The following is a 20,051-nucleotide window of genomic DNA, read 5'->3' as shown; positions in this document are numbered from 1 at the left end:
CGGGTTTTAAAACACGCCCTAGAGTAGCAAATGTCAGTGGGTGGAATTTATTAGAATCTATTTTGAATCGACTTGGTAAAAGGTACTATCCTTATCTTTCTACTATGGGAGAAAAAGAAATTACACCTATTGAAGCTCAAGAGGCTTTGCGAGAACTGAATCATTTCTGTACTAAAATGACGGATCTCAATGTCGATTGTATTGTTGATTCTCAGACCGGACAGAACTACAGGATTGTGCTGGAAGGTGAACAAGTTGATTTCTTTTATGGCGGAACAGAATATACCCATTCACTGAATCCAACAGGATTCTGTATAACAGATTCACAGGAAAATGTATTGTTTAGATCTCTTTCTTTCAAACAGGAAGTGAAGCATCTCGCAGAAAGCGAAAGAATAAAATCCATTGTTACTTTTACAGATATGGATACAGGAAAGCATTTTGTATCTCGCTCTGCTTTTGAACGATTAAAAAATTGGGAAACCAGAGAATTTTATTATCCTTCTGAATTAAAAGTAGTGCGTAGGAAATTAAAAACTTCTAATCTGATTTGTACCTCAGAACTCAGAGAGTTATATAAGGCATCGATCTTGAACAATAATTCAGTGTACTGGTCATAATTCAAACAGTAATAAAAGAATCAAGGAGATATTTGATATGTCGAAACAAAGCGTTGAATTTTATTGTCCAGTATGTAGACAAAAAGAAAGTGTAGCATTTCACCCACCCCAAGGATTTATACTATCTGCCTATGAGTATGCGGTATCATGGTACAATTATAATTTCACTCATGAAGCGGACTTAGAAGAAATCAATTTTGAAAATCTGCTTTTATTAAATGAAACGCCTGAATGCGCAAGGAAATATATGGTTCGATCTGAATTTCCATTCAGTGGTGAAATAGACCAAAACTACTGTGTGTTTTTTACACCAGCTATGATACGTATGAATGGGTGGGACGAACAGTGGGTCGAAGAAATTGATAAAGTGGCTTTCGTGGACTTTAAAATAGAATCCATTTTACTGAATGAATATGATCATGCGTGGATAACTGTTACTGTAGAACAAGTGTATTTGTTGAACAATCTACATACCAGCTTACCTGCAAGAACAGACTGTTCTGTATTATCAAAATTAGGTGAGTATGGCGAATTACGATTTGAAAAGTATGGGAAATGGCTGGTCTTCAGTGATACTATGCAGGGCAATCTGGGAATGTTGGCAATCATTCGAAAGTACGAGAATGATTACTATTTGGTTGCTTATGAAATATCTGACTTTCATAGTGATTATATATATGGCGGCAACTTTCAGGTTAGTGAACATATTATAAAAGATTGGATTACTCAAGCTAAGTAGTAAAAACTTCTTTATTACACAAATCAAATTTGGTACTTGTTTAGATTAATAATTCATAAAAATAGTTCTGTTGTACATAAAATCCTAACTTACGGGTAAATATATAATTAGGTATAGAATAGTAAGCAAATCCTAATCCGTAAATGAGAGGTGTTTTTCATATGACAACCGAAAACCTGAATGCCGCTGCTGCTGGCACGTTCAAGATCGGCGGCGATCTGGAAGTTAATCGTCTTGGTTATGGAAGTATGCAATTGACCGGCAAAGGAGTATGGGGTGATCCGAAAGACCCGGATGAAGCAGTGCGGGTATTACAGCGCGCCTTAGAGCTGGGTGTTAATTTTATTGATACCGCAGATTCCTACGGTCCGTTTGTAGCCGAACAGTTAATCCGTAAAGCGCTACATCCATACAAGGATGGACTGATTATTGCAACCAAAGCGGGTCTGACTCGTTCAGGTCCGGATGATTGGCGTCCGGTGGGACGTCCGGAATATTTGCGTCAACAGGCGGAACTGAGCCTGCGACATCTTGGACTAGAGCGGATCGATCTGTTCCAATTGCACCGAATCGATCCTCAAGTACCGCTGGAAGAACAACTTGGCGAACTGGAAAAGCTGCGCCAAGAAGGCAAAATCCGTCATATCGGACTAAGTGAAGTAAATGTGGAAGAACTGCAGGCAGCTAGCAAAATCACCCAAATAGCATCTGTGCAAAATCTGTACAATCTGTCCACCCGCAAATCGGAAGACCTGCTGAATGAAACGGAAAAGCAAAATATCGCCTTTATCCCATGGTTCCCGCTGGCAACCGGTAAGCTCGCCCGCGAAGGCGGTCCGCTGGACGAAATCTCCAAAAAGCTGAATGCCAAACCGGCACAGATCGCGCTTGCCTGGTTACTACGTCGTTCACCAGTCATTCTGCCGATTCCGGGTACATCGACCGTGTCCCATCTGGACGAGAATATTGAAGCAGCGAATTTGCAGCTGAGCGATGAAGATTTTGCTACACTGGACAAACTCTCCGAACAGGAATAACAGAGTCGAACCATCCCGCTTATCAATAGTGGAAAATAAAGAAAACCCACAGTGCCTCATTAATGGCGCTGTGGGTTTTCTGTTTTTGTATTACCACCTATTAAGAAATGATTATAAACAGACGTATTTCTTTTTCGTCTGTCTGCAATAATATACTATAGCCATTCTCTAAAGGCAGGTATAGTGATGTAAAAAACACCGATAACATGCAGAAAGGGGTTTTTCTCATCAGTATCCTGTCTTTTTTATTGTACTGCTTCGTCGTCACCTTCACACCTGGACCAAGCAATATTATGATTCTCTCCATTTCGCACAAGGAAGGTACGGCGAAGGCACTTCGTTATACGTATGGTGCTACACTCGCATTCGGGTTGCTGTTGACAGCATCGGCACTATTAAGTGGTATACTCGCTGTTCTATTACCCAAAATACTGATTGGTATGCAGATGATCGGCAGTCTGTATATGCTATATCTGGCATACCAGATTTCACGCAGATCCAAATCATCTGCACCGGGTACGTTCAGTGAGATGGGGACATTCCGCTCTGGTTTTATAACCCAGTTTGTAAATCCAAAAGTCATCCTGTTTACGATGACCGTTATTCCGACCTTTATTATGCCATATAATCCAGAGGCTACCGGACTCATGATAGGGGTGCTCGGCATTACCTGTATCGGATTTCTTGCCTATGCAACGTGGGTAATGTTTGGTACAATTTTTAAACAGTTTTTACAGCGGCATCAGCGGATCGCCAATCTGGTCATGACTCTTTTTCTGATCTATGCGGCTGTCATGCTATGGATATAATTTACGGCTGGAGAGGTGATCATTTTGGAGAAATTCATTTACAAACAGTCGGCAGGTATCACGGCTTTATCTGCAAGTATTACTGATTTCACATACAAAAGACACTCCCATCAGGAATACGCCATGGGTGTAACCCTGCGGGGAATTCAGCATTTCACGATGAACGGAAGCTTGCAGTTATCTCATCAGAACGGGGTCATGCTATTTAACCCCGAGCAGGCTCATGATGGGATGGCACATGATCGCAATGGATTGGATTATGTCATGTTGTATATCGATCCGCCATTGCTGCTGGAAGCCATGGGAAAAAAGGAAATCATGCGCTTTGCTGCGCCAATCGTATATGATCAACAGCTCAAACAGCGGATTATCGCGCTGGCGCACAGCATCCTAAACGAAAAAGATGAAGCACTATGCAGTGAACGACTCGTCTCTCTCACAGATGGACTGGCAGAGACGAATCTCTCTACTAGCTACAAAGCAGATAATGGCATGCTCCGGGCAGCCAAATATATGATCCATGATAACCTGGAGACTGTACTGCGACTGGAAGAGATCTGCGAGGAGCTAGGATTGTCCAAATTCCAGTTTATCCGGTTTTTCAAGATGCATACCGGGATTTCGCCATACCAGTATTTTCTCAATTGCAAGCTTGAACGCGCCAAGCGGTTAATCGAAAAGAACCGGGATATTTACTCGGCGGTGGCAGAATGCGGATTTGTGGATCTGACACATCTGAACAAACATTTCAAAAGTGTGTATGGCACTACGGCGTTTGAATATATGACTCATCTTGGTTAGAGGTATTGGACCGATTCTGCTGGGTGCACTGGTTTTCCTTTTTCCACTATAGATGCCTAATAAACGAAGCTGAAAATCATAAACATCAGAAAAGCTGTATGTAATGCAGTGATTTGGATGCTTATGCTTTTTGTGTTTTTATGAGATGGAATAGTAGTCATTAAAAAGAATTGTTGACATTATTTATTAAACTATTATATTCTTATCAACGATAATCGTAATCATTACTATTATTATTCAGAGAACATGGTACTTCTCTAATGAACTAATGAGAGGAGATGAGGCATGAAGCAGGAAGTGGATTTTGTAAAATGCAGTCCTACGCAAAATATGACTGTTCTGGTGAAGAGCCGGCATCCGGTAGAAGATCATTTGCATATCGCTTCAAAGCTAATGTCTTATGACAGTGTGCATGCCGAACAGGTTGGTTTTGTAGAGGAATCGGTACAATATCCGAATGCAGCCGCCTATTTGCGAATGGCTGGGGGCGAATTTTGTGGAAATGCCTGTATGGCGTTGGCATCATTACTGGCAGCAGAGCGAGGAGCGAGTCCACTGGATACAAGTCATATTCTGCTGGAGACCTCCGGGACCGATCAGCTGATTGACTGTCAGGTTCGTTGGGATGAAGATGGATATCACTGCCGAATCTCGATGCCTGTACCCGAGAAGATCCATCTCCGAAACCTGCAATATGGAGAGCGAAATTGGGAGGCTACCGAGCTGATCTATCATGATGCTATACACCTCGTCATGGAAGTCCAGCAGTTCAGCAATGCGATTCGGGAAGAAGCTGAAGCATTGGTCCGCACGGTAGATGTTGATGATCGATTCAGTCTGATAGGCATGATGCTCTATGATGCAAAGTCTGGAGAAATGGCGCCGCTCATCTACGTACCGCTGCTGGACAGTCTGATCTGGGAAAGAGGATGTGGTTCGGGTACTGCCTCTATGGGAGCCTATCTGGCGTGGAAACATCAGAGAAATATCACTGCTGATATAAGGCAGCCAGGCGGTACAATTCATGTGGCTGCCGATTACGGACAGCAAGGACTGAGCAAATTGGAGATTGAAGGTACGGTTGGGATTGTGGCAAAAGGCAAAGCATTTATTCACGCGTAATCGTTGTCTTGTTCAATAGATGGTTTTGTCCTGGCATGACAAAATCAACCCACTGAAGCCTCTGACTATAATAACGAAATTGGAGTGATGTCCCATGGAGAAGCTGGCAAGTATACAGGATAGTCTGAATTATTACCGGGATTCATTTCAGCAGGCAGCCGCCCAGTATGATCAGACGATGACCCATCATATGGAGCTGCAGAAGTTGATCGATGATTACTCGCGTTTTATTACCGATCCGCATCATCAGCAGATATGGGAGCGATTACAGGATGAGGAAGCTGTGCATATGTCTCTGATCGCAGAGGATTTAAGACATATCTCTGCCTGGTGTGTAGCGTTGATGGAGAAATACCGTGCACTGAAATTGCTGGAAGGCAGCAGCGGAATCACTGATTATTTCAAAAATATCGAATCCTGTATCGAGCAGGAGTTTGGCGGAGTGCAAGTCACCGGTGAATCACGGGTACTGATGATCGGATCCGGCTCGTTCCCTATGACACCAATGCTTATTGCCAGACGTACCGGGGCTGAAGTGATTGGAATAGATATTGACGAAGAATCGATTCAACTGGGAAGATCCGTTATCGATCAATTGGGACCGGAACTAAATATACGGCTGCTGTCTGCTCCAGTAGAAGAACTCGATGTTACGGGTACGGCTACTCATATCATTTTCAGTTCTACCGTTGCGCAGAAATACGATATTCTGGATCGATTATATCCTTTAACCAATCGCGAAGTTGTCGTCGCTATGAGGTATGGCAATGATCTCAAATCCCTGTTTAATTTCCCTTTACAGGAGACCGATCCCCGGAAATGGAAGCTAACCGAAACGATATTGCGACCGGATCAGGTGTTTGATATCGCTCTGTACCGAAAGGAGTCTGCACAATGAATGAATTCGGCAATGTACTGCTGCTGGGCACAGGACCGGTAGCGATTCAATTGGCGGTGATGCTGAAGAATCAGCTGAATTGTACGATCGGAATTGCCGGTAGACCCTCATCCCGTTCGGCACAGCTTATGGACGCACTGGAAACGAGCGGCGGAGTAGTTGAAGTTCATATTCAGAACGAACAACATCACCGCATGGCAGGGCAATGCCGGATGGATCATAGATATACCGGATATCCAAATATCACCGGGCAATGGGATACACTGATCCTCGCTGTAACGACAGATGCCTATACGACTGTACTGAAGCAGATCGGCAGAGAAGTTCTACAACATGTTCGTTCTATTCTACTCATCTCGCCAACCTTTGGCTCGGGTCATCTGGTTCATCATTACATAAAGGAATTCAATCCGGCAGCCGAAGTGATCAGCTTCTCCACCTATCATGGGGATACACGCTGGGCACATCAACAACCTTCTTGTACCGTACTGACGACAGCGGTCAAAAAGAAAATCTATGCCGGTTCCGTACAAGAAAAGTCCTCCCGACTCATCTATTTACAGGAAATGTACCATCGATTGGGAGTGCAGCTGCAGATGATGGATTCACCGCTGGAAGCGGAGACGAGGAATATCTCTCTGTATGTGCATCCGCCGCTGTTCATGAATGATATTGCACTACAAGCCATTTTTAGTGAAGATTCGATTCCGAGATATGTCTACAAATTGTATCCGGAAGGCCCGATCACCCAGGAACTGATTCGAAGCATGCTCACCCAGTGGCAAGAGATCACATCCATTCTGAAGAAGCTGGATATCTCCGGTATCAATCTGCTGAAGTTTATGATTGACGATAATTATCCAGTGCGGTCGGAAAGTCTGAAACGTCAGGATATCGATAATTTTGATCAGCTGGATACGATTCATCAGCAGTATTTACTGTACATCCGCTACGCATCACTACTCATTGATCCTTTTTCCGAACCCGATCGCCAAGGAAGATATTTCGATTTCTCGGCTGTACCGTTCCGTCAGGTATTTATCAATCAGGAGGGTGAGCTGGATATTCCGCGTATGCCGCAAGAAGACTATTACCGAATCAAAATGATACAGGGAATTGCCCGTCACACGAGTACTCCCTGTCCAATGATCGATGAGTTTATCCGTCGATATGAATATACGATTCGGGAGTATGCACAGAACCATTCGGAACAATCTCTATCATCTGCATTCACAGTACAAAATTTCCATGAAGATCTGAACAGTATCTGCAGTACTATTCAGCCTGTTCACTAAGGAGAGAATCATTATGTCCAAGTCATTTGCCAAAATCATGCTGCTGATTGCACTGGCGGCTACGATCCTGTCTGCCTGCTCCCCTGCAGGTGAATCTTCATCCCGCCCTACAGCTTCTGCTTCCAACAACGAAATAACCTATGCTACCGCCAAAGATATTAATGATATGAATCCCCATCTGTACACCGGATCAATGCCGGCTCAGGGGATGGTATACGAATCACTGGTAGAGAACACGAGTGAAGGAATCAAGCCGCTGCTTGCCTCCTCCTGGGAAATCTCCAAAGACGGCAAAGTATACACCTTTTATCTGCGTCAGGACGTAAAGTTCCATGATGGCGAACCCTTTAATGCCGAAGCGGTCAAACAGAATATCGACGCTGTCCAGCATAATGCGGAAAAGCATTCTTGGATCAAATTATCCACAAAAATCGTGGAGTGCAAAGTGATCGATGAGCACACCGTTCAGTTAACTCTGTCCGAACCGTATTATCCTGCTCTGGCAGAACTGTCCATGACTCGCCCGTATGTATTCCTCTCACCCAAGGATTTCAAAAATGGAGAGACGATGAATGGAGTCAACGGCTACCATGGTACCGGCCCCTATGTACTCACAGCCCATGAACCGGAGCAGTACGCAACATTCGAAGCTAATACTGACTACTGGAACGGAGCACCTTCGATCCATAAAATTACTGCCAAAGTACTGCCGGCAGGAGAAACAACATTCCTGGCCCTGCAAAAAGGAGAAGTGAACTTTGCTTTCACCGATGACCGCGGAGCGGACAGTATGGATGTGGAAGCCATGAAACAGCTGGAAGCATCCGGGGATTATCAGATTGTACGAAGTGAATCGATGAACACCAAGATGATCGTCGCCAACAGCAGCCGATCCGGCAGTCCGGTTCATGAGACGGCTGTTCGGCAGGCACTTTGGCATGCGGTCGATCGAGAGACGATCAGCCGCGATATTATGGGCGATACCGAGACAGCTGCGAACACCCTCTTTTCCAGTAATGTAAATGATGCGGATGTACCGCTGGAAACAAGAAGCTACGATCTGGCAAAAGCAGGTTCACTTCTGGAACAGGCAGGCTGGAAACTGGATGCCGACAGCGGAAGCCGAAGCAAAAACGGCGTGCCACTGAGCATGACCATGTACTATGACAGCAACTCTTCTTCGCAGAAAATCCAGGCGGAGCTGATCCAGAGTGCGGCTGCCTCGATTGGAATACAGTTGAAGCTGGTTGGTGAAGAATCTGCCTCGATCGCCAACCGCCGAACAACAGGAGAGTATGATCTGCTGTTCAATCAGACCTGGGGACTGGCTTACGATCCGCAGAGTACCATTTCGGGATTCACTTCTGAAAATGCATATTTGCATACGACCCAGGGTATTGCCCAATCCGGACAGCTATACGAAAAAATCAATCAGGTGATGGTATCGTCGGACGAACAAAAACGCAAAGCACTCTATGCGGATATTCTGCGTACGGTTCATGAGGAAGCCGTCTTTATCCCGCTTACCAACGGTAATATTACGGTCGTTGCACCAAGCAATCTGCAGCATATTTCATTCAAGCAGACACAATACGAGCTGCCCTTTGAATTAATGAGCTTTCAATAATCAGCAGGGCATGAATTCATGCATGCTCAGAGGAGGAATTCCTGTTGGGAATGTATATCATTAGAAGAATGCTGCTTGCCGTTCCGCTGTTATGGGCGATTTCCCTGCTGACTTTTATACTGATCAATCTGTCTCCAATGGACCCGGCAGTAGTGGTGCTGCAGGCACAGGGTGTACCGTCGATTACCGATGAACTGATTGAACGTACACAGCAGCAACTTGGACTGGATCAGCCTTTTCTTGTCCGCTATTTGAACTGGATGCTGGACTGTCTGCAGCTGGATTTTGGGAACTCCTATATTACAGGACAGTCTGTCTGGGCGCTGATCGGACCGGCTTTTCTGAATACACTGCGGTTAACACTGGTATCTGCAGTGAGTATTATAGCCGTATCCGTGCTGCTTGGCGTGCTCTGTGCGCTCCAGGCAGGAAGGATATTGGATAAATCGGTGCGCACACTGGCCTTCATCCTGACGGCTATTCCGTCTTACGGACTGGCGGCACTGTTGGTCTGGTATTTCTCGGTTCGACTGGATCTGCTGCCGACGAGCGGTATGGATTCGTATCGCAGCTATATTTTACCGGTACTGATTATTACGATCAGTTATGCTGGCCTGTACTTCCGCAATGTACGCAGCTCTATGCTCAGTAATATGAACAAAGACTATGTACTGTACGGGCGGGCATCCGGGCTACCCGAGAGAGTCATCACCATGCATATTTTACGGAATTCCCTGCAGGTAGCGATCTCGATATTCTGCATGGCTATCCCTATTATCCTTGGCAGTACGGTTGTAGTAGAAAATGTATTTGCTTGGCCGGGGCTTGGCAGTCTGAGTATACGTGCCATCTTGAGCCGGGACTTTCCCGTGATTCAGGCGTATGTGCTGATTCTGGCTGTCTCGTTTGTTATCTTCAATGCGATCTCGGATGTGATCAATGCTGCAATGAATCCCAAATTAAGGAATGGTCTATAAATGAATGTATGGAAAAATTCAGCCATGGATAAAATGGGGCAGCTGTCCCTGATCGTTGTGGTTGGTGTGATTATTGCCGGATTATCTGCTCCTGTGCTGGCACCGCATGATCCGCTGGCTGTGCAGATGAGTCTGCGATATGCGGAGCCATCATGGGAATACCTGTTGGGTAACGATCAATTGGGCCGATGTATCCTGTCCCGATTACTATATGGGATTCGTCCCAGCGTGCTGGCTGTCCTGGTAGTACTGCTGCTGTCCGTACTGATCGGGGCGATACTCGGATTCCTGGCCGGCTATTTTAGAGGCAAAACCGATACCAGGATTATGCGAATATGCGATGTTGTTCTTTCTTTTCCCGGTTATGTCATGACACTTGCGATGGTCGGCATACTGGGTGTTGGACTGGAGAATATACTGATTGCGTTTGTACTCACTAAGTGGGCATGGTTTACGCGCGTTATACGGACATCGGTACTGCAATATACGGAAATGGATTATATCCGGTTTGCCCGCACGACAGGTATGGGGCATGGAGCGATCATCCGGCGCCACCTGATCCCGGTCACTTTTGCCGATATTGCGGTTACAGCCAGTAGCTCGGTCGGTTCGATGATTTTGCAAATTTCCGGATTCTCCTTTCTCGGGTTGGGCATTCAGGCACCTCAGGCCGAATGGGGCATGATGCTGAATGAAGCCAGGGAAGTGATGTTTACCCGGCCGGAAATGATGCTTCCGCCAGCGATTGCGATTGTGATCGTTGTCTCCGCTTTTCATTTTCTGGCGGATTCTTTGCAGGTGGCGCTTGATCCCCGGCTGCGTCAGTCCGGCCTACAGCCGGATCGTCTGCCGGATCAGCAGGAGGTGGCGGTAAGGCTATGAATATACTGGAAGTAAATCATCTGAATATCCATGATATCCACACCGGAGAGCCAATTGTAAAGGATATTTCCTTTGATCTGCAGCAGGGACAATGTCTGGCTATTGTAGGGGAAAGTGGCAGCGGGAAGTCGGTCACCTGCCGATCGATCATGAAGCTGAATCCATCTTCTCTACAGCAGTCGGGCAGCATCGTATTTCAGGGAACCGATCTGAATACGCTGACTGATCAACAGATGCGGAAGAGACGAGGCAAGCAGATTGGCATGATTATGCAAAATGGTATGAGTGCTTTTGACCCTTCCTGTGTCATTGGTACTCATCTGCGGGAGACACTGGGTGAACATTATGGCTGGAGTCGCAGTAAGATTGACGAACGCATGCATATAGCGATGCACAGCGTTATGCTGAATCATCCCGATAGGCTGATGAACCGATATCCACATGAGTTGTCGGGAGGGATGCTGCAACGGATAATGATTGCACTTACTTTGGTACTGGAGCCGGATATCCTAATTGCCGATGAGCCGACGACTGCACTGGATATGCTGTCCCAACAGGAAGTAATGGCACAGTTTATCCGTCTGCGTCATACACTGGGATGCTCGGTGATTTTTATTTCTCACGATCTTGGAGCAGTTCGTCATCTGGCGGATCATATTCTGATTATGAAAGACGGAAAAGTGATCGAGCGCGGAGAAACCGAGCAGTTATTCACTGCACCGCGGCAGGAGTATACTCGCGATCTGCTCTCGGCCCGGCTCGCGCTGGATAATCATTTCAGACAGCTGATGGAGAGAAAGGAAGGCTGAATATGCTGCAAGTTCAGAATATAGAGAAATCATACCGAACCGGCGGATTATGGAAAAAGCAATCGCAACAGGTACTTCGTGACGTAAGCTTTACCTGTAAAGAAGGCGAGTGCCTCGGTATTATTGGTGAAAGCGGCAGCGGCAAATCTACATTGGGACGTCTGATCCTGGGTATTGATCAACCCGACCAGGGAGCGATTCTGTTCTATGGACAATCTGTAGAGCAGAGGAAGGTACGACGGGGAATGATCAGTGCCGTATTTCAGGATTATACCTCATCAATTAATCCCTTTTATACAGTAGAACAGGCGATCAGGGAACCGCTGGAGCAGGAAGGGCAATCACGCATGGAGCAGAGCAGGCAGATAGATGAACTATTGGAGCAGGTGGGGTTAAGCCTAGATTATCGATCCAAATATCCCCATGAATTGTCCGGCGGCGAAGCGCAGCGGGTATGCATTGCCAGAGCAGTATCGACCAGACCGCGCTATCTTGTGCTGGATGAGGCGATCAGCTCGCTGGATGTGCGGATTCAGGTACAGGTACTTCATTTGCTCCAGGAACTGAAGTCCGTCTATGGGATGGGTTATATCTTTATTACGCATGATATTCAGGCGGCCGCTTATATGTGCGAGCGAATGATCATTTTTCAAAAAGGACAGATTGTAGAGACAATCGATACCGCAAGGTTAAGTGATGTACAGTCCGATTATGGCCGTACACTGCTAAGTGCAGCGATTGCACGATAGACGATAAGGAGGAGAATTAGTGAACGGAGCGCTATCCTGGCCCTTTTTGCGGCTGTATATTCTGGTGCTGGGTTATTTCAGTGCCAACGCGATCCTCAATGTGATTATTCCGCTGCAGGGGAATGCCTGGGGAGCGAGCAATACAGCCATTGGTGTGATTATGGGCGCTTATTTATTTACGACCATGTTTTTCCGGCCCTGGGCCGGGCAGATGATTCAGCAGCATGGCCCTATCCGCGTACTGCGCATTATTCTGGTGATTAATGCATTGGCACTTGTGCTGTACACGTTCACAGGACCGGCAGGGTATCTGCTGGCACGAATTCTGCAAGGCGTATCCACTGCCTTTTTCTCGATGGCACTGCAGATCGGAATTATCGATGCGCTGCCGGAGAAAGATCGATCCCAGGGGATTTCCCTTTATTCATTATGTTCTTATATGCCCGGGATTATTGCTCCGGTGCTGGCACTGGGTATCTGGCAGAGTGGTAACAGTAATTACTTTACCCTGACGATGATAGCGATAGCGATCTTCACCGGAGTATTCGGATATACGGTTCGAATGGACCGCAATCGGAAGGCAACGAATCAGACGGGCAAACTGCAACGCCTGGGAACATGGTCATCCCTCAGTCAGCTGATGAGAAATCCGCTGCTGCGCAATTGCAGTGTGATTATGTTGGCTGCTTCTACTGTATTTGGAGCGATTACGACCTTTATCCCGTTATATGCTGCCCAGCTGTCCAGCGGTAGTGCAGGTATCTATCTGATGCTTCAGGCAGCCAGTGTAGTGATTGCACGGTTTGCACTTCGTAAAAAAATCCCTTCGGACGGGTGCTGGCATACACCGTTTATTATCGGAGCACTGGTACTGATGACGGTAGCCGCGCAGTTGGTAAGTATATCGATTGTCGGAGGATTCTTGTTCCTGTATAGCGGAGCTGTATTGATGGGTATCGCTCAGGCAGTCATTTATCCGACGCTGACCACGTATCTCAGTTTTGTACTGCCCGAGCAGAGCCGCAATATATTGATGGGTCTGTTTATTGCGACAGCCGATCTGGGTATGTCGCTGGGTAGTATCCTTATGGGTCCGCTGGCAGACTATTGGTCGTATTCCTGGATGTATGGCATTTGTGCAGCGGTCGGCGCTCTGCTGATTCTGTTTGTATTGCTGCAGCAGCAGGTGATGAGAACTGGAATGATCAGGAATCCCAGCTGATCCGGAATTGTTCCGGCGTCATATGAACCACTTTTTTGAAGCAATGAATAAAGTAGCTGCTCTGCGAAAATCCCGACTCCAGTGCAATCTCGCGAATAGGAATATCGGTCGACAGCAGCAGCTTCTTGGCATACAAAATACGTGATTCCAGCAAGTAGGCGGTAGGAGTCACGCCCATGGATTGTTGAAATTTACGTGTAAAATAAGGCACGCTGTACCCGGTAAAACGGGCAATATCCGTAATCGACAAAGCACGGGTGCAGTGTTCACGCATATAATCGGCTGCGGCATGGATGCCGGGCAGCGATGGGTCACGGGGCAGATGCAGGGAGACTGCATCTTTCATAATATGCAGCAGCAGCTCATATAGCACAGCCGATACACGCATCTCCTGCTTCAGATCAAAAGCCGCTCCAAGCTTCATTAATTCATCCATGCACTGATTAACCGTATGTACATCCTTTAGCTGAAACAGCCATACTTCACCTATTCCCCGATTCCCCATAAAAGACTGCAGTTCATGCGTAGCAAAGTGAATCCAGCGGATATCCCACGGATCGTGCTCATCTGCTTCATAGCATTCCGGCAGACCCGGCCCATACAGAAATCCATGTCCGGCACCAAGTTCATATCTCGTTCCGCCCCAGGTCACATATCCTTTGCCCTGCAGGATAAAATGAAGATTATACAGCTGATCCAATTGAAAATCACTGCTTTTGGCAGGACGGTTCACGGCATGCGTCGGATAATCGCTATAGCCGCCAATAAAGTTTGGATAGCAAATATAATGAGGAAATGCAGGGGTTGCAAAGAAAAGATGCTCTCTCATATCCTAAACCCTCTCTAGGTGAAATTAGTGGTATTCTGCTATTCATTGTACAGGATAGATATGGCCATCGTCATACGTCAATCGCAAAATCGTGTTATCGGGATAATTACTCGTTATATACGAACACGTAAAATGAATCTACAATCAGAGTATCCAAACCATAGAGGTGACCTTAATGACAACATCTATTCAACTCAAGTCTCTGCAATTGGGAGTATGCTATTATCCTGAACACTGGCCGGAATCCCTATGGGAAGATGATCTGCGCCGAATGAAAGAAATGAATCTGTCCCATATCCGCATTGCCGAATTTGCCTGGACAATCTTCGAACCCGAAGAAGGCGTATATCAATTCGATCTGTTCGACCGTTTTCTGGAACTGGCGCAGCAATATGATATGAAAGTAATCATGGGCACACCTACAGCAACGCCTCCGGCATGGCTGACACATAGCTATCCGGAAGTGCTTAATGCCAAAATAGATGGAACCGCTTACCAGCATGGGATGCGCCGCCATTATAATTACAGCAGCCCGCGTTATCGTGAGCTGTGTGCAGCGATTACCCGTCAGCTGGCTGAACACTATAAGGATCATCCAGCTGTAATCGGCTGGCAGATCGATAATGAATTCAACTGTGAAATGGCCAGCTTTTATGCGGAAGCAGATCATATCGCTTTCCGCAAATGGGTCAAAGAAAAGTATGTGACGCTGGATGCGCTGAACCAGGCGTGGGGAAGCGTATTCTGGAGCCAGACGTATACTGACTGGGAACAGATTCATCTACCGCGTCCTACACCAGCTGATTCGACCAATCCGCATCAAGTACTGGATGAGAAACGGTTCATTTCCCATAATACAATCGAGTTTGCCCGGATTCAGGTGGATATTCTGCGGGAAATCGCGCCTAATCAGTGGATTACAACAAATGGACTGTTCGGTCATCTGGACAGTCATGCATTGACAGAAGAACTACTGGACTTCTTTTCCTATGATTCGTATCCACAGTTCTCGACCATCTCCGGGACTCAGGAAGACAAACCTTTGCTGGATCGGAAATGGAGTCTGAATCTGAGTACAATACGGGATATCTCGGCGAACTTCTGTGTAATGGAACAGCAATCTGGTCCAGGTGGCTGGGTAAACCGGATGGATATGCCTTCTCCGCGCCCTGGTCAGCTGCGACTTTGGACTTATCAGTCCGTACTGCATGGCGCCGATCTGGTCATGTATTTCCGCTGGCGGACAGCAACATTTGGTACCGAGATCTATTGGCATGGGCTGAATGATTATCATAACCAGCCCAATCGCCGGATTGCCGAGGCGACCGGAGTAGGTCAGGAATTCACTGCTATAGGCGAGAAAATTGCCGGTACCCGGTATACAGCCGAGATTGCTATTATCAAAGATTACGAGAATGAGTGGGATGGCGAATTCGATATCTGGCATGGCCCGCTGACAGGCAAAAGTATCAATGCATGGTTCAAGCAGCTGCAATATCGCCATCTGCCGGCAGATGTAGTCTATCTTCGTAATCAGCAGCTGAACGATCTGCAGCAGTATAAGCTGCTGATCTATCCGCATGCAGCAATTATGACCGAGCAGACAGCAGCTCTATTGACTGCTTATGTCGAAAATGGCGGTACGCTGATTTTTGGCGCACGAACCGGTTACAAAAATGAATACAGCCACTGCCGGATGGAGCCTATGCCTGGACCGGTCGCCAGTCTGTGCGGAATCTCGGTGTCCGACTTTACCATGATCAAAGGAACGGTTCCGGCGCCGGGACTGCAGTGGAAGCACAGTAATACAGTCATGAACGAAGCGGCAGAAGCATTTAATGATATTCTGCATATTGATGATCCCGCTGTAGAGACAATGGCGACCTATACGTCCTGCTATTATGAGGATGCCCCGGCACTTACCCGCCGCAAACAGGGCAAGGGAGAAACATGGTATTACGGAGCAGCTTTTAACGAACAGGTTGTGGATGCTGTGATTGACCTGCTTGGCTATACTTCCCCTGCAGCCGATTGGCTGGACCTTCCGGAACAGGTAGAGCTTGGAATCCGTAAAGGAGAACAGGGAGAATACATTTTCCTGCTGAATTACGGAGAGCATGCTGCTCATATCCAATTCCGTGAAGCCCGTACCGAACTGCTGACCGGAGAGACGCTACATGGAGATATTTCCATACCGGCGTATGGGGTAATGATTCTGGAACTGTAAATGAATCGATAGGGATTTGGCAAAAAGGATCTGTACTCCGTCAGGAATGTACAGGTCCTTTTTGGTTATGTATGTTGTATCTTCTTCGCTTGTTATCTACCAACGGTTCGATGCGCTCTATTCCCTGAAGGTGCAATTCTTCGTATTCTTCTATATAATACAGGGAATCAAAGCTACTGGATATTACCATCGAAGAGGTTTTGATTACGCTTACAAAAAAGTTGCATTTTATCGTATTGGAGGGATTGAACGAATGACCACTGTAGAAGATATCCGCATTGTAGAGTATGAGCCCCGCTATGCCGCTTCGCTCGCGGACATGTGGAATGCCAGCCATGAGAGCTGGGGAGGCGATAGCGCTATACAAACCGAACAGATGATTCTCAAAGAGCACCATAACAGCACCCACCTGCATGTATTTCTTGCGGTAAATGGTGAAGAGGTCGTAGGCTACTGCAGCTTTTCCCATTACAAGGAAGATGCCGGCGCACTCTATATCCCGCTGCTGAATGTACGTCCGGATTATCATGGACGCAAAGTAGGCAAACGACTCGTACTGCACGCGGTACAACAGACGATTACACTCGGCTGGCCCCGGCTGGATCTGTATACATGGCCAGGGAATGTCAAAGCCGTACCGACCTACAAGAAAGCGGGATTTTTCTGGGAGAAACGCGATGATACGACGCATTTGATCAATCTGATTCCTTCGGTGCTGCAGACCCCGGCAGTACAGCATTATTTTGACCAACTGGATTGGTATGCGGACAGTGTTCGCGAGATTGATACACGTCCGGATGGACGAGAAGAGTACGGATTCGATTATTTCATCTATGAATGGAGCAAGGAAAACACCTATCTGCGTATGGAATATGAACGTACCGGACGTGGACTGCGTCTGATCGAGACCGAAGATTATCTGATCCAGGCCTCTATTCCTGCAGCACATCGTTTGCCGTTTGGCAGCAGCTACCCTGTTCATTACGAGGTAGTGAACAAGACCGGCAAGCCATTGTCTGTAGAAATAACGGCAAAAGGTAACTCCGCTATTGATTTTGAATTGCAGGCATCTATCGTAGTCACTTCACGTGAGACGATCGAAGGCAGTTTCCATGTTCAACCGATTGAAGAAGAGCAGAATCCATTTCAGACTCATCCGGTTGTAGAAGCCGAATTACTCATTAATGGTCTGGCAGCTGTATTCAAGCTCGGCATAGAGCCACGTTTCCCTGTACGACTGAAGCTGCAGGCGCCCCATCGTAGTCTGTATGCAGGTGAAGCATTCGAATTGGAGCTCAGTGTAGAAAATGAACAGAATACCGACTACACCTATTACATGCAGTGGCCGGAAAATAAACTGCTTGCTTTTCAAGAGCCTACTATCGCTATCCATGTCCCTGCGAACTCCCGTCGCTCGGCTAAGGTAAAGGCAGCTCTGCTGGATTACGGGATCTGGCATCATCAGATTTCCATATATAACGATATGAACCGCGCCGCCAATTCCAAAGTGCTGGATCAATACATAAGCCTTATCCTACCTGGAGCCACGAATGCTTTTGGCGGTGAGACCTCCGAAGAATGGACCATCTGTAACGGTCTATACAGTGCACGCTTGAATAAACAGAGCAATAATCTGAATCTGTACGAAGGCAGCAAAGTAAAGACGCAACTATATCCACCCAAGTTCGGTCTGCCTTATAGCAATGAATTTCATAAAGATCGTGCAGTGTCTGTAACCTTCCGCGAAGAAGATGCGATGATTATGGAAGCGCAGTACGAGTTGACTTCCTATTCCCTGCTGCTGACTACAATAGTCAAGGTACACCGCAATGGTCTGATTAGTCGCCATCACCGGGTGCAGATGCAGGAAGATGCCGAAGCCCGTACAGAACCGCTACTTTTAAAAGAACGTTTTGATTTTTCTCTGGAAAATAGCATTTTGCCTTATCGTAATCGTTATATCCATACCTCCGAAGGTCCGGATGCTGCTTCTGTTGACTATTGGGAGACCAGTGAATTCACGGAAAATTGGATATTCGCTCAGGACAAGCAATCATCACTGGGCGTCACCTGGCCAGCTGAACGTCCACTACTGCTCGAAATATGGCAGTATGCCATTGAGCATCCTATCCATCATGCAGCTGGAGCCGTTGTAGAGACCTCACCTCTTCAGGTAGCTATCGGTACATGGAATAAATGGCAGGATTTCCGTACATTTGCCCAGCAGCAGGGGACATCGGATATATTGTCTGCACAGCCGTCACTGGAGCTGTTCCTGAATGGCGGCAACCCCTTTGCTGCCCAAGCTCTCGAATTGAATATTGTAGAGCATAAAAATACGGTGCTGGATGGTAATATTTATGTCTCTTCTCACCATGGAAGTATACAAGAACAGCTGAATGTATCGGCTAAAGAGAGTGTGCAGCAGTACAGTACGCAGCTGTCCCTGCCTGCCGGGCAGGAAATGGAACTGGTTCATGTACATCTGGATATGGACACGTATGAGATTAAATATGCACGGGCATTGTTCCCGGTACTGCCATCAAGCAAGGTCGATTCCCGTATTGTACAAACCGAACAGGGCAATGTTCATACCGTTCATAACGGTGTACTGCAATTTCAGGTAAATACTTCCTTTGCACCGACCTTGTTCTCGCTGCAGCATCATGGGGTGGAATGGTTGGATTCTTCGTATCCGAAACCAGGTCCGCGTTCTTGGCTGAATCCATGGTTTGGCGGTATCCATTTACAGGTGCGGGGACTGGCGGATGCGAATCTGCAGAACGAGGAACGCCAGGTCGATTTCGTAGACGTACGGGATCAGTTCGATAATCTGTGGTCTGGTATTCGTATTACTATTCATATTCGGCATAACCTCAAATTCAAAGGATTGTCGGTGGAACAGTATTATGTGACGCAGCCGGGTGTACCGGTACTGGCAACCTTTGCCCGAATCGATCAATGCACCGGTACTTCCTTGTTCCCACTGGCTATTCAATGCTTTAACTTTTACAAAGCTAGCGAGGATCTGCTGGATACTCGTGCGCAGATTCGTAATGAAGCGGGTGAATCGGTTACCTACAAAGCAGGTAGAGTGCAGTACGATGAACAGTCCACAAACCAAATCATTCGTTACACTTCAGCCGAACGACAGCAGCAGCTTACCTGGGTTGCACATTCAGAAGCTTCTTACAGCGGAGTATTTCTGAATACACATTTTGCAGCTGCGATGGCGATTGACGATATGTATCTATATGATCAGCAGCAGACAGATAACCGGCCGCAGTTCCACATCATCTCGGATGTACCTATTCCGGACGAGGCATTAACAGATCTTCGCAATATCCGCTTTGGTGAAGTGGTTCACTCATCCGCTTCCACGAATACAGCGAAAACAGATATATGATC

The 20,051-nt window shown here is 46.7% G+C and carries 17 protein-coding genes; 16 read left to right on the top strand and 1 reads right to left on the bottom strand.

What is annotated here, in order from left to right:
- From H065_RS27990 to cntE, 14 genes are all read left to right on the top strand, one after another.
- On the top strand, nt 1-620 hold a 620-nt coding region (locus H065_RS27990; protein ID WP_017815117.1), incomplete at its 5' end, for a hypothetical protein.
- A gap of 37 nt (nt 621-657) precedes the next feature.
- Nucleotides 658-1,359 carry a hypothetical protein gene (locus H065_RS0121270; RefSeq protein WP_017815116.1) on the top strand — a complete coding sequence of 234 codons (702 nt, stop codon included), beginning with the start codon at nt 658-660 and terminating at the stop codon, nt 1,357-1,359.
- A gap of 161 nt (nt 1,360-1,520) precedes the next feature.
- Nucleotides 1,521-2,396: an aldo/keto reductase gene (locus H065_RS0121265; protein WP_017815115.1), complete on the top strand. Its 876-nt coding sequence runs from the start codon at nt 1,521-1,523 to the stop codon at nt 2,394-2,396.
- A gap of 227 nt (nt 2,397-2,623) precedes the next feature.
- On the top strand, nt 2,624-3,205 hold the full coding sequence (locus tag H065_RS0121260; RefSeq protein ID WP_026136376.1) for a LysE family translocator: 582 nt from the start codon (nt 2,624-2,626) through the stop codon (nt 3,203-3,205).
- A gap of 24 nt (nt 3,206-3,229) precedes the next feature.
- Nucleotides 3,230-4,006: an AraC family transcriptional regulator gene (locus H065_RS0121255; protein ID WP_017815113.1), complete on the top strand. Its 777-nt coding sequence runs from the start codon at nt 3,230-3,232 to the stop codon at nt 4,004-4,006.
- A gap of 285 nt (nt 4,007-4,291) precedes the next feature.
- Nucleotides 4,292-5,128, top strand: a complete 837-nt coding sequence (locus H065_RS0121250) for a histidine racemase CntK family protein (protein WP_017815112.1) — start codon at nt 4,292-4,294, stop codon at nt 5,126-5,128.
- Nucleotides 5,129-5,222: 94 nt separating this feature from the next.
- Entirely contained in the window at nt 5,223-6,026 is an 804-nt protein-coding gene (locus tag H065_RS0121245; protein ID WP_017815111.1) for a class I SAM-dependent methyltransferase, read from the top strand.
- The gene (locus H065_RS0121240) at nt 6,023-7,321 is read left to right on the top strand and encodes an opine metallophore biosynthesis dehydrogenase (protein ID WP_017815110.1); all 1,299 of its coding nucleotides are present in this window, start codon (nt 6,023-6,025) and stop codon (nt 7,319-7,321) included. The genes H065_RS0121245 and H065_RS0121240 overlap by 4 nt, the downstream gene beginning before the upstream one ends.
- Nucleotides 7,322-7,334: 13 nt before the next feature.
- Entirely contained in the window at nt 7,335-8,948 is a 1,614-nt protein-coding gene (cntA, locus tag H065_RS0121235; protein ID WP_017815109.1) for a staphylopine-dependent metal ABC transporter substrate-binding lipoprotein, read from the top strand.
- Between the two features lie 44 nt (nt 8,949-8,992).
- Nucleotides 8,993-9,925, top strand: coding sequence for a nickel/cobalt ABC transporter permease (gene opp1B, locus H065_RS0121230; RefSeq protein WP_026136375.1), 933 nt, complete (start codon nt 8,993-8,995; stop codon nt 9,923-9,925).
- Complete coding sequence (gene cntC, locus H065_RS0121225; RefSeq protein WP_017815107.1) at nt 9,926-10,807, top strand: staphylopine uptake ABC transporter permease subunit CntC; 882 nt, start codon at nt 9,926-9,928, stop codon at nt 10,805-10,807.
- Nucleotides 10,804-11,616 carry a staphylopine uptake ABC transporter ATP-binding protein CntF gene (gene cntF / locus H065_RS0121220; RefSeq protein WP_017815106.1) on the top strand — a complete coding sequence of 271 codons (813 nt, stop codon included), beginning with the start codon at nt 10,804-10,806 and terminating at the stop codon, nt 11,614-11,616. The genes cntC and cntF overlap by 4 nt, the downstream gene beginning before the upstream one ends.
- Before the next feature lie 2 nt (nt 11,617-11,618).
- Nucleotides 11,619-12,365: an ABC transporter ATP-binding protein gene (locus H065_RS0121215; protein ID WP_017815105.1), complete on the top strand. Its 747-nt coding sequence runs from the start codon at nt 11,619-11,621 to the stop codon at nt 12,363-12,365.
- A 19-nt stretch (nt 12,366-12,384) separates the two neighbouring features.
- The gene (cntE, locus tag H065_RS0121210; RefSeq protein ID WP_017815104.1) at nt 12,385-13,587 is read left to right on the top strand and encodes a staphylopine family metallophore export MFS transporter CntE; all 1,203 of its coding nucleotides are present in this window, start codon (nt 12,385-12,387) and stop codon (nt 13,585-13,587) included.
- Here cntE and H065_RS0121205 read toward each other — a convergent pair.
- Nucleotides 13,571-14,416, bottom strand: coding sequence for an AraC family transcriptional regulator (locus H065_RS0121205; protein WP_017815103.1), 846 nt, complete (start codon nt 14,414-14,416; stop codon nt 13,571-13,573). The two genes, cntE and H065_RS0121205, sit on opposite strands and share 17 nt — an antisense overlap.
- A gap of 175 nt (nt 14,417-14,591) precedes the next feature.
- Here H065_RS0121205 and H065_RS0121200 point away from each other — a divergent pair, with 175 nt between their 5' ends.
- Both H065_RS0121200 and H065_RS0121195 read left to right on the top strand, forming a co-directional pair.
- Nucleotides 14,592-16,643, top strand: a complete 2,052-nt coding sequence (locus H065_RS0121200; protein WP_017815102.1) for a beta-galactosidase — start codon at nt 14,592-14,594, stop codon at nt 16,641-16,643.
- 253 nt (nt 16,644-16,896) lie between these two features.
- Complete coding sequence (locus H065_RS0121195; protein ID WP_152425959.1) at nt 16,897-20,049, top strand: GNAT family N-acetyltransferase; 3,153 nt, start codon at nt 16,897-16,899, stop codon at nt 20,047-20,049.
- Nucleotides 20,050-20,051 lie beyond the last annotated feature (2 nt).

Origin of the sequence: Paenibacillus shenyangensis, from assembly GCF_000346635.1 — a bacterium.
Classification (GTDB): domain Bacteria; phylum Bacillota; class Bacilli; order Paenibacillales; family Paenibacillaceae; genus Saccharibacillus; species Saccharibacillus dauci.
The sequence above is the reverse complement of the archived record's forward strand: the minus strand, read 5'-3'. Positions and strand labels throughout refer to the sequence as shown.

Excerpts from the sequence above, each read along its gene's own strand:
- H065_RS0121240 (WP_017815110.1), top strand. The coding sequence starts at position 6,023 with ATGAATGAATTCGGCAATGTACTGCTGCTGGGCACAGGACCGGTAGCG.
- H065_RS0121245 (WP_017815111.1), top strand. The coding sequence starts at position 5,223 with ATGGAGAAGCTGGCAAGTATACAGGATAGTCTGAATTATTACCGGGAT.
- H065_RS0121270 (WP_017815116.1), top strand. The coding sequence starts at position 658 with ATGTCGAAACAAAGCGTTGAATTTTATTGTCCAGTATGTAGACAAAAA.
- cntF (WP_017815106.1), top strand. The coding sequence starts at position 10,804 with ATGAATATACTGGAAGTAAATCATCTGAATATCCATGATATCCACACC.
- H065_RS0121250 (WP_017815112.1), top strand. The coding sequence starts at position 4,292 with ATGAAGCAGGAAGTGGATTTTGTAAAATGCAGTCCTACGCAAAATATG.
- cntA (WP_017815109.1), top strand. The coding sequence starts at position 7,335 with ATGTCCAAGTCATTTGCCAAAATCATGCTGCTGATTGCACTGGCGGCT.
- cntC (WP_017815107.1), top strand. The coding sequence starts at position 9,926 with ATGAATGTATGGAAAAATTCAGCCATGGATAAAATGGGGCAGCTGTCC.
- H065_RS0121200 (WP_017815102.1), top strand. The coding sequence starts at position 14,592 with ATGACAACATCTATTCAACTCAAGTCTCTGCAATTGGGAGTATGCTAT.
- H065_RS0121205 (WP_017815103.1), bottom strand. The coding sequence starts at position 14,416 with ATGAGAGAGCATCTTTTCTTTGCAACCCCTGCATTTCCTCATTATATT.
- H065_RS0121215 (WP_017815105.1), top strand. The coding sequence starts at position 11,619 with ATGCTGCAAGTTCAGAATATAGAGAAATCATACCGAACCGGCGGATTA.
- H065_RS0121195 (WP_152425959.1), top strand. The coding sequence starts at position 16,897 with ATGACCACTGTAGAAGATATCCGCATTGTAGAGTATGAGCCCCGCTAT.
- H065_RS0121265 (WP_017815115.1), top strand. The coding sequence starts at position 1,521 with ATGACAACCGAAAACCTGAATGCCGCTGCTGCTGGCACGTTCAAGATC.